This is a genomic window from Mycobacterium sp. ZZG (assembly GCF_054786995.1).
The window spans coordinates 1-9,111 of the sequence record NZ_JBTBFV010000102.1 but is presented as its reverse complement, the minus strand read 5'-3'; the positions used below and the strand labels follow the sequence as shown (position 1 = coordinate 9,111).

Genomic DNA, 9,111 nt, shown 5'->3' with positions numbered 1-9,111 from the left:
GAAACATCGAGTCACGGCCGCTCTTGGCCGAGCCGCCGGCCGAATCACCCTCCACCACATACAGTTCCGACTTGCTCGGATCGGTGGACCGGCAGTCGGCCAGCTTGCCGGGCAGGCCGCCGATGTCAGTGGCACTCTTGCGCCGGACCAGATCACGAGCCTTGCGGGCTGCGGCTCGGGCCCGTGCTGAGGACGTGACCTTGGTGATGACGATCTTCGCCTCGGTGGGATTGGCCTCGAACCAGTGAGTCAATCGGTCGTGGCAGATCTTTTGCACGCAGGAACGCACCTCGGCGTTCCCCACCCGTGTCTTGGTCTGGCCTTCGAACTGCGGTTCGGCGATCTTGACCGCGATCACCGCCGCCAGGCCCTCGCGGATGTCGTCGCCGGTGAGGTTCGGATCCTTGTCCTTGAGCAGCTTCCTGTCCCTGGCGTACTTGTTGACTACCGAGGTCAGCGCCGCACGGAAGCCCTCCTCGTGGGTGCCACCCTCATGGGTGTTGATGGTGTTCGCGAAGGTGTGCACCGATTCGGAATAGCCGGCGTTCCACTGCATCGCCACCTCGACCTCGATGCCGGGCCCGGCTCCGGTGAACCCGATGATCGACGGCTGGATCGGATCCTTCGTCCGATTGATGTGCTTGACGAAGTCCATCAGACCCTCTGAGTAATGGAACGTGCGTTTCTCGGAGTCGGCCAATCGCAGGTCGGTGAGCGTCAACGTCAGGCCGCGGTTGAGGAACGCCATCTCCTGCAGTCGGCGGGCGACGGCGTCGACACGGTAGGTGGTGGTCTCGAAGATGTCGGGGTCGGCCCAGAACCTGACCGTGGTTCCGGTTGTTGTGGTGGGCGCACCCATGGCGAGCACGCCCGGCACGGAGCGGTCGTAAGTCTGTGACCAGCAATGCCCGTCACGGCGGATCTCCACCTCAAGCCGGGTGGACAACGCGTTGACGACCGAGACGCCCACCCCGTGCAGACCGCCCGAGACGCTGTAGGAATCGGAGTCGAACTTGCCGCCGGCGTGCAACTGGGTCATCACGACGTCGATGGTGGGGATCCCGGTGGCGTGCTGCGCCACCGGGATCCCGCGTCCGTCGTCGATGACCTCGACCCCACCGTCAGGAAGCAGGGTCACGTCGACCCGGCTGGCATAGCCGGCCATCGCCTCGTCGACGGCGTTGTCCACGACCTCCCAGATCATGTGGTGCAGGCCGCGTTCGCCGGTGGACCCGATGTACATCCCGGGCCGTTTGCGAACGACGTCGAGCCCTTCCAGGATCGTGATGGATTCGGCGCCATAGCTTTCCGACGAGGCCACGGCTGCTCCTACTGGGTGCGGGCCGGCACGAAGTCGAGAGGGGCACCGGCCGGGATCAGTTCCTCGGTCTTGACGCTCTCCTCGAACGCCTGGATGAAGCGGTAGGCGTGCTGCATCACCCACCACCGCACCCACGTCTGGTTGACGGCCTCGCGCTCCTTCGGGTCCTCGAGCAAGTTGGTGATGCGGGCGAACCCCAGCGGGATCTCCGGGTCGTGGAAGTGCTGCTGGCGCTTGAAGTTGATCTTGAACTGTGACCACTTCACGGCGTGCAGTTCCTCGTTGAGCCACACCATGCAGCCGTCGCGTTGGGATTCCTCCGTCTCGCCGGCGAAGAAGTCGCGCTGGTCGATGCCGTCGATGATGCGGTCCTCCGGGATGTCGGCGCCCGCCCAGCGCAGCAGGGTCGGGAACATGTCGGTGACGTGCACCATCTCGTTGCTCTCCCGCGGCGCCACCTTGCCGGGCCAGCGGATCAGGCACGGTGTGCGGATACCGCCCTCGGCCGAACTGAAGTAGGAGCCGTCGAAGAAGCCCGCGGTGCCGCGTCCGGCCAGGTGGTCCTCCGCTCCGTTGTCGCCGGCGAACACCACGATGGTGTTGTCCTCGATGCCGAGTTCGGTGAGCGCATCGAGGATGCTGCCGAAGTCGTGGTCGAGCATCAATAGCGAGTCACCCCAGGCGCCGTTGGTGCTCTTGCCCTTGAACTCCTCGCGCACCTCCATCGGGAAGTGCATCAGAGAATGGTTGTGGTACAGGTAGAACGGCTTGCCGGCGTCGACGCTGCGCTTCATGAACGCTTTGGCCCGGCGGTCGTACTCGCCGTCCATCTCACCCTTGAGCTTCACCGTCAGCTGCTGGTCGGTTGTCGTGACACCGTCGGCTTTGGTCCCGTCGTACATGTAGGAGTAGCCATCGCGCTCGCCGTCATACCAAGGGTCGTCCGGCCACAGGCATTCGTCGTAGGTGCGGGCCGGACCGTACCACTCGTCGAAGCCGTGGTCGGTCGGCCAGCGACCGTCCTCGGCGCCGATGTGCCACTTGCCGAAACATGCAGTGGCATAACCTGCTTCGGACAGGATGTCACCCATCGTTCGCTCCCAGGCGACGATGCCGCCACCGTTACCGCCGAGCGCGATGGTGTGGTTGCCGGACCGGATCGGGTACCGTCCGGTCATCAGCGCCGACCGGGTCGGGGTGCACTGCGGTTCGACGACGAAGTGCGACAGCTTCAGCGACTCGGCGGCGAAGGCGTCCGCACGGGCGGTGTCGGCGCCGCGCAGGATGCCGCCGCCGTAGCAGCCGAGCTCACCCATGCCGAGGTTGTCGACGTGGAAGTACACGATGTTGGGTTGTTCGGGCATGACGAATAGACCTCTCTACTCATTGCGGTGGATTCCCTGCCGGGCGCGGACGAGCGACGCTCGGTCAGGATGGAGGAGCGGTACCGCGGGTGGCGGTGGTCACCAATGAACACCTGTCGCCGCGGTACCGCACGGTCTCAAGGTCGAACGGGGTGCCGTCCTCGAGATGGGTGAGCCGGTGGAGCAACAACAATGGTGCGCCAGGGCGGATCTGGAGAAGTTCGGCGGTGGTGGCGTCCGCCGCTACGGATTCGACGGTGATCTCCGCCCAACCCAGGCGCACGCCGAGTTCCTGCTCGATCAGTGCGAACACATCCTGCTGGGTCAGTTCGGCATCGACGGGGATGGCACCGATCCGCAGCGATGTGGTGTCCAGCGACAGCGGCAACCCACCGACGGACCGCAGCCGTTCGATGAACAGGATCGGCGCGTTCTCCGGCAGCTGCAGTTTCGCGGCGACGAACGGGGTGGCGGTGGACTCGCGCACCGACAGCACCTCGTTGTCGACGGGAAGCTGATGTCCGGCAAGGGATTCCGCCAGGCCCTCCAAACGGTCCAGGTGCTGGCGCAGTTTGGCACCGGTGACGAAGGTGCCCGAACCCTGCACCCGGGTGATCAAACCTTCACCGCGCAACAGTTCCAGTGCCTCGCGAATCGCGTTGCGGCTCACGCCGAGTTCGGCGGCGAGCTCGGATTCTGAGGGCAGCGCCGGCCGGGCCGCCGCCAATCCACCGAAAGCTCCCTCCAGGATCTGGCTGCGCAGCACGTCGCGCACCCAGCGGGCGGCATCGGCCCGGGTACCCGCGTACTCGCGCACCGAGGGACGGGGAAAGTCCTTCGGGGGAATCTTCGGGCGGCGGGGCATGCCCTCACTGTGCCACTTCGCGGCCCAGGTGGCGGATTACCGAATGTTACGCCACCCGACGGGCCGGAAACGCGGAGGCCAGCGGCTTCACGGCGGCGGAAGTGACGGTGTTCCGCCACCACGCTTGGCGGGTCAGGCGATGCAGCGGAACCCGATGTGCGTGGTCGCGCTGTCCTGCGACTGCGACGAGCGGGCGGCCGGCCGGTAGCGGTGGCAGTATTCGGGCGCACACAGGTGGGATCCGCCTTTGAGCGCCTGGTGCACGGTGGGATCCCCGGCCGGCGGCGGTGCCGGGCAGCAGCCCCCGGCGGGTTGGTCGACTCGGTGGTGGCGCGTGTAGCGGGTCGTGGTCCACTCCCACACGTTGCCGATCATGTCGAGCAACCCGAACCCGTTGGGCGGGAAGGTGCCCACCGGGGAAGTGCCCTGCCAGCCCAGCGCACCCTCGTTGCGGTACGGGAAGTCGCCCTGCCAGGTGTTGGCCATGAGCGTCCCACCGGGTCGGACGTCATCACCCCACGCGTAGGCGGTCGTCGTGCCGGCGCGGGCGGCGTACTCCCACTGCGCCTCGCTGGGCAGCCGGCGTCCGGCCCAGCGGGCGTACGCCGCGGCGTCGGGATAGGCAATCTGCACCACCGGGTGATCGAGTCGGTCGTCGATCGACGAGCCCTGCCCGAACGGGTGTCGCCAGCAGGCGCCCTGCTCCCATGTCCACCACTGCCGCCAGTCGCGCAGATTAACCGGGCCTGGGGTTTGCCGGAACACCAGCGCACCGGGGATGAGCTCGGCCGCTGGAACCCCGGGAAAGTCGGCGGGGTCGAGTTCACGCTCGGCTACGGTGACATATCCAGTCGCAGAAACGAATTCGGCGAACTGCGCGTTGGTGACCGGATGGCGTTCGATCGCAAACGGGGCCACCGACACCGTGTGCACCGGGGCTTCCTCGGGATAGAAATCCACCGATCCCATCCGGAATGAGCCACCGGGCAGATCGACCAATTCAGTAAGCACCACGCCAGGCTAGGTCGTCCCGGCCGGTGGCGACACCCGACGCCCGCGTGAATGTGACGCACACGGCGCCGAGCCGGCGTGTGACCGCGTCAGCGGGTCGCGGACCAGACATCGCGCTGGTGCACCGGTACGCCGTGGCCCGGCAGCAGATGCTCGACCGTCAATGCCCGCAGCCGGCGCTCGCTGCGCGCGGCGAGCCCGTCGTCGACGGTCTCGGGGGTGAACCAGGCGCGACCGTCGGCGGTGAGCACCGCGTCGCCGGAGAGCAGGGTGGCGCTGTCGGCGTGCCAGAACGCCGTCGAATCGTCGGTGTGCCCGGGGATGCTGAGGACCTGCCAGCCGGGGACGGCCGGTAGCGGTTGGCCGTCGGACAGCGGACGCGCGGCCTTCAGTGGATCGCCGACCATGCCGGCGGCGCCGCCGTAGCCGGCGATCCGCCCGCCGCGCACGAAGCCGGTCAGGGCAGTGCGGTCCAGCGGCTGGCTCAGCAGCGTCGGCCAGATGCGGGCCACCTTGGACAGCGCCGGGGTACGGGGCCGTTGCGAACCGTCCAGGTATCCGACCGTGATCTCGGGAAGGTGCAGGGCCGCACCGGTTTCGGCGACGAGTGCGGGAGCGCCGGCGACGTGGTCGCTGTGCCCGTGGGTCGCGACGACGGCGGTGACGGTGCCGCCGAACACGGCCAGCACGCCGGCGATGTCGTCGGCACTGGCGGGCAGTCCGGCATCGACCACGACACAGTCGGTGCCGCTCCGGATGAGGTAGCAGTTGAAGATCCAGCGTGACAGCCGGGTGACCCCGAGGTCCGGATAGTCCTCAACGACCAGTGCCATCGGGTGCTCCTGGGGCATCCGGGTCAATCCGGACGACGGGGAGTCGTGCTGCGATGGATTCGAATTCGTCGACGGGCGCATGACGGCTGATCGGAAAGTGCGGGCGGGCACCGATGACGACCGGCACACTCACCATGGCGCCGCTCGTGAACCGGCGCACCTGCAGGGCGACGTCACGCCGACGCGAGAACAGCCGCGCGGCGAGCATGTTGGATACCCGGGCCGGCCCGTTCGGGCGGTTGCCGCGGTACATCCAGCGTTGCAGCTGGCCGAGTGGGCGGACCACGAGCTCATGCTAAGGCCGCCGGGTCGGGCCAGAGCCGCTATTGCCCCGCCCGGGTTCCGCCTTCCGGCAGGCGCCCGGCCAGCCAGCGCAGCAGCGGCCGGCAGGCGGGCCACGAGTCCGACCGATCCAGGGACGGTTGTCTGAGGCCGGGCTGCAGCCACCCCCGCGCATCGGCGAGGCTCATCGCGACGAAGCGAGTGTCCGGGTCGGTGTTGCGGTCGGCGGCCGTACGGATCACGTCGTCGATCGCCTCGGGTACGACGAACGCGTCCTTGACCGCCGACGACGCGTCGACGAACGCCACCGCGGTCAGCTCCGCACCGCCGGCCAGCCGCGCCCCGATCAGCACCTCGTCACCGGCCCCCGGCGCGTGGGCCATCGCACCGCGCGGTACACCTCGACGCCGCCCAGTCCGGTGAGCCACCGCGGCAGGGTGTCGCGTCGCGCGTCGAGCTCCTGCCGGCAGCGCGCCCGCTGCCCGACGTCATCGAGGAGTTCGGCCAGCACGGCCAGCAGCGCGGTCGTCTCGGTGTTCGGCACGTCGACGAAGCCGTCGAGCAGGCGGTCCAGCTCGACGGTCTCCCGCTCGTCGCGTGACGGCAGCCAAGGCATCGAGTCGGGCGTGGTGGCCTCGACGATCACGCTGACCACCCCGAGCAGCTCCAGCGGGTGACCGGTCAGCGCCTCGCGCACCTCGTCGAGCAGCGGCGTCTCCTCCAGGACCTCGGCTTCCCATGTGCCCTGCGGGTCGCGGGTGTCCTGCCGCCGGGCCTCGCGGCGCGCCTGCTTGGCCTTGCGGCGCCTGCGTCCGTCGTTCATCCCGCGGACGCTACCCGCGGCCGCTGGAGCTGCGCGCCGGCGCTCCGGTCCTCGGCAATCTGGAAGAATCGCCGGATACGTCCGCCACAGCCGAGGCGCGAAAGGTACCCCGATGAAACGCCGTGTCCCCCGCGTCAGGGACCTCGCCCCGCTGATGCAGTTCAAGAAGCCCGAGTTCAACGCGAGGAAACGCCGGCTGGACCAGGCCCTCACCATCGAGGACCTGCGCACCATCGCCAAGCGCCGCACACCCAGGGCGGCGTTCGACTACACCGACGGCTCCGCGGAGGCTGAGCTGTCCCTCGCGCGGGCCCGGCAGGCGTTCCAGGACATCGAGTTCCACCCGTCGATCCTGCGCGATGTGTCCAAGGTCGACACCAGCTGCACGATCCTCGGCGGCCGTTCGGAGCTGCCGTTCGGCATCGCGCCGACCGGCTTCACCCGGATGATGCAGACCGAGGGTGAGTATGCCGGCGCCCACGCGGCCGCCCGTGCCGGTATCCCGTTCTCGCTGTCGACCATGGGCACCGCGTCCATCGAAGACGTCAAGGCCGCGAACCCGCATGGCCGCAACTGGTTTCAGCTGTACATGTGGAAGGACCGGGACCGGTCGATGGCGCTGGTCGAGCGGGCTGCCGCGGCCGGTTTCGACACCATGCTGGTGACCGTCGACGTGCCGGTGGCCGGGGCACGGCTGCGTGACAAGCGCAACGGAATGTCGATCCCTCCGGCGCTCACCGCTAAGACTGTGCTCAACGCGATTCCGCGCCCGCAATGGTGGATCGACTTCCTGACCACGGAGCCGCTGGCGTTCGCGTCGCTGGACCGGTGGTCAGGCACCGTCGCCGAGCTGCTGGACACGATGTTCGACCCGACGGTCACGTTTGAGGATCTGGCCTGGATCAAAGCCCAGTGGCCGGGCAAGCTGGTGGTCAAGGGCATCCAGACGCTGGAGGACGCGGTAGCGGTGACCGACCTCGGCGTCGACGGCCTGGTGCTGTCCAATCACGGTGGGCGGCAACTGGATCGGGCGCCGATCCCGTTCCACCTGCTGCCCCGGGTCGCGAAGGCCGTCGGCGAGCGCACCGAGATCATCCTCGACACCGGCATCATGTCCGGGGCCGACATCGTCGCGTCGATCGCGCTCGGCGCGCGCTTCACGCTGGTCGGTCGCGCCTACCTGTACGGGTTGATGGCCGGCGGTGAGGCCGGTGTCGATCGGGCCATCGCGATCCTGTCCGAACAGATCACCCGCACCATGCGGCTGCTCGGGGTCAACGCGCTCGACCAGCTGGAGCCCGGCCACGTGACACAGTTCGAACGGCTGGTGCCGCGACCCCGGCCGTAGATACACACGGACGGGTCGCCGCCGCCTTGAGGGCCGTCGCTGCCCATACGGAAGCTCCCGAGATACGCGGATGCGCTGACGTTTGGCGAATCCTGGCTAGCAATGAGCGGATTGCCAACTGGGAATGTCACGTTGCTGCTCGCTGACGTCGGGGCGTCGACGCGGTTGCGGGAGAGAGCCGCCGTCGCCGACCCCAAAAGACGCTGACCAAGTTGGTGAAAGCCCATAACCGGTTCTCAGGTGATGCCGGCACCAGCGCAGGCGGCGGCCACATGATGCCGGCGCCATAGAATCCGGCGGCCAAGCCATCCTGTTGCACGGGTCAACGAACCCCGCGGCGGTCAGGCCGCTTGGTTGCCCGGTGGTGCGGGGCCGCCGGGTTCGCCGGGGTCATCGGCCGGCCGCGACGGACCCGAGTCGTCGTCGACGGTCCCACCATCGGCGGGTTGGGTTGGCGCACTGGTGTTCTGGCCCTCCGGTGGCAGATCCTCGGGGGGACGCAGCAGCCGTTCGGGGCGGTGGTAGTAGTTGAGCCGGGCCTGACCGGTGTCCAGGCCCGGAGGTGGAATCCATTCCACCTCACAACGGTCGTTCATCCGGGTCGACCAACCACCGCCGTCGGCGCCGACGCTGCGGTTATCCGGCCCGCACGCCAGGCCCATTTCATCGACGTTGGTGTTCCCGCCATCGACCCAGTCCGCGACGACGTGATGAGCCTGGGAGCCGTACGCGCCGACCGTGCAGCACGGCTTGGTACACCCGCCATCACGGGCGATCAGCATGATCCGCTGGGACGGGGAGGCGACGCGTTTGGTGCGGAACAACTCCAGCGCCGAGCCGGTGGCCCGGTCGAACACCGCCAGATAGTGGTTGGCGTGCCCGGCCATCCGGATCACCTCACTGATCGGCACCACCGTGCCCCCGCCGGTGACACCGACCCCGGCGCGGGACTCCAAATCCTGCAGCGTGGTACGGATGATCACCGACACCGGCAACCCGTTGAGCTGCCCCAGCTGCCCACTCATCAACGCGATCCGCCCGGCCGCAACGAGCGCATCATGCTGGCGCTGGGCCAGGCTGCGATGATCGTTGTCGATCTGGGCCTGCGACGGCGTCCCCGACGTACACGGCTGGTCGTCGTCGGGATTACACATCCCCGGCGCGGCCAACCTCGCGAAAATCGGCTCCCACACCGCCCACGCCTCCGGAGTCAACGTCGCAGACAGGTCGACCATCGCGTCGCCACGCTGCTTGTGCTTGGTGA

At 68.2% G+C, this 9,111-nt stretch carries 10 protein-coding genes; 1 reads left to right on the top strand and 9 read right to left on the bottom strand.

Annotated features, from left to right (window positions below):
* The 8 genes from ACXMYJ_RS28040 to ACXMYJ_RS28005 form a co-directional block, all read right to left on the bottom strand.
* A partial coding sequence (locus ACXMYJ_RS28040) for an ATP-binding protein (protein WP_460359433.1) occupies positions 1–1,321 on the bottom strand: 1,321 nt, incomplete at its 3' end.
* An 8-nt stretch (positions 1,322–1,329) separates the two neighbouring features.
* A complete protein-coding gene (locus ACXMYJ_RS28035) occupies positions 1,330–2,685 on the bottom strand; it encodes an arylsulfatase (protein WP_260757095.1) in 1,356 nt (451 codons plus the stop codon).
* A 64-nt stretch (positions 2,686–2,749) separates the two neighbouring features.
* Complete coding sequence (locus tag ACXMYJ_RS28030; protein ID WP_396885109.1) at positions 2,750–3,550, bottom strand: GntR family transcriptional regulator; 801 nt, start codon at positions 3,548–3,550, stop codon at positions 2,750–2,752.
* A gap of 132 nt (positions 3,551–3,682) precedes the next feature.
* Entirely contained in the window at positions 3,683–4,561 is an 879-nt protein-coding gene (locus ACXMYJ_RS28025) for a formylglycine-generating enzyme family protein (protein WP_460359432.1), read from the bottom strand.
* Between the two features lie 89 nt (positions 4,562–4,650).
* Positions 4,651–5,394: an MBL fold metallo-hydrolase gene (locus ACXMYJ_RS28020; RefSeq protein ID WP_460359431.1), complete on the bottom strand. Its 744-nt coding sequence runs from the start codon at positions 5,392–5,394 to the stop codon at positions 4,651–4,653.
* Positions 5,378–5,680 carry a hypothetical protein gene (locus ACXMYJ_RS28015; RefSeq protein ID WP_260757090.1) on the bottom strand — a complete coding sequence of 101 codons (303 nt, stop codon included), beginning with the start codon at positions 5,678–5,680 and terminating at the stop codon, positions 5,378–5,380. Before ACXMYJ_RS28015 ends, ACXMYJ_RS28020 begins: the two co-directional genes overlap by 17 nt.
* Positions 5,681–5,717: 37 nt before the next feature.
* The gene (locus ACXMYJ_RS28010) at positions 5,718–6,059 is read right to left on the bottom strand and encodes a hypothetical protein (protein WP_260757089.1); all 342 of its coding nucleotides are present in this window, start codon (positions 6,057–6,059) and stop codon (positions 5,718–5,720) included.
* A complete protein-coding gene (locus ACXMYJ_RS28005) occupies positions 6,023–6,499 on the bottom strand; it encodes a hypothetical protein (RefSeq protein ID WP_260757088.1) in 477 nt (158 codons plus the stop codon). The genes ACXMYJ_RS28010 and ACXMYJ_RS28005 overlap by 37 nt, the downstream gene beginning before the upstream one ends.
* Before the next feature lie 112 nt (positions 6,500–6,611).
* Here ACXMYJ_RS28005 and ACXMYJ_RS28000 point away from each other — a divergent pair, with 112 nt between their 5' ends.
* The gene (locus ACXMYJ_RS28000; protein ID WP_260757087.1) at positions 6,612–7,847 is read left to right on the top strand and encodes an alpha-hydroxy acid oxidase; all 1,236 of its coding nucleotides are present in this window, start codon (positions 6,612–6,614) and stop codon (positions 7,845–7,847) included.
* 341 nt (positions 7,848–8,188) lie between these two features.
* Here the strand turns inward: ACXMYJ_RS28000 and ACXMYJ_RS27995 are convergent.
* Positions 8,189–9,111, bottom strand: a 923-nt coding sequence (locus ACXMYJ_RS27995; RefSeq protein WP_460359430.1) for an HNH endonuclease signature motif containing protein, incomplete at its 5' end; no start/stop codon positions are given.

Bases quoted from the DNA above. Each gene is read 5' to 3' on its own strand.
- ACXMYJ_RS28035 (WP_260757095.1), bottom strand. From the start codon at position 2,685: ATGCCCGAACAACCCAACATCGTGTACTTCCACGTCGACAACCTCGGC.
- ACXMYJ_RS28030 (WP_396885109.1), bottom strand. From the start codon at position 3,550: ATGCCCCGCCGCCCGAAGATTCCCCCGAAGGACTTTCCCCGTCCCTCG.
- ACXMYJ_RS28020 (WP_460359431.1), bottom strand. From the start codon at position 5,394: ATGGCACTGGTCGTTGAGGACTATCCGGACCTCGGGGTCACCCGGCTG.
- ACXMYJ_RS28010 (WP_260757089.1), bottom strand. From the start codon at position 6,059: ATGGCCCACGCGCCGGGGGCCGGTGACGAGGTGCTGATCGGGGCGCGG.
- ACXMYJ_RS28005 (WP_260757088.1), bottom strand. From the start codon at position 6,499: ATGAACGACGGACGCAGGCGCCGCAAGGCCAAGCAGGCGCGCCGCGAG.
- ACXMYJ_RS28000 (WP_260757087.1), top strand. From the start codon at position 6,612: ATGAAACGCCGTGTCCCCCGCGTCAGGGACCTCGCCCCGCTGATGCAG.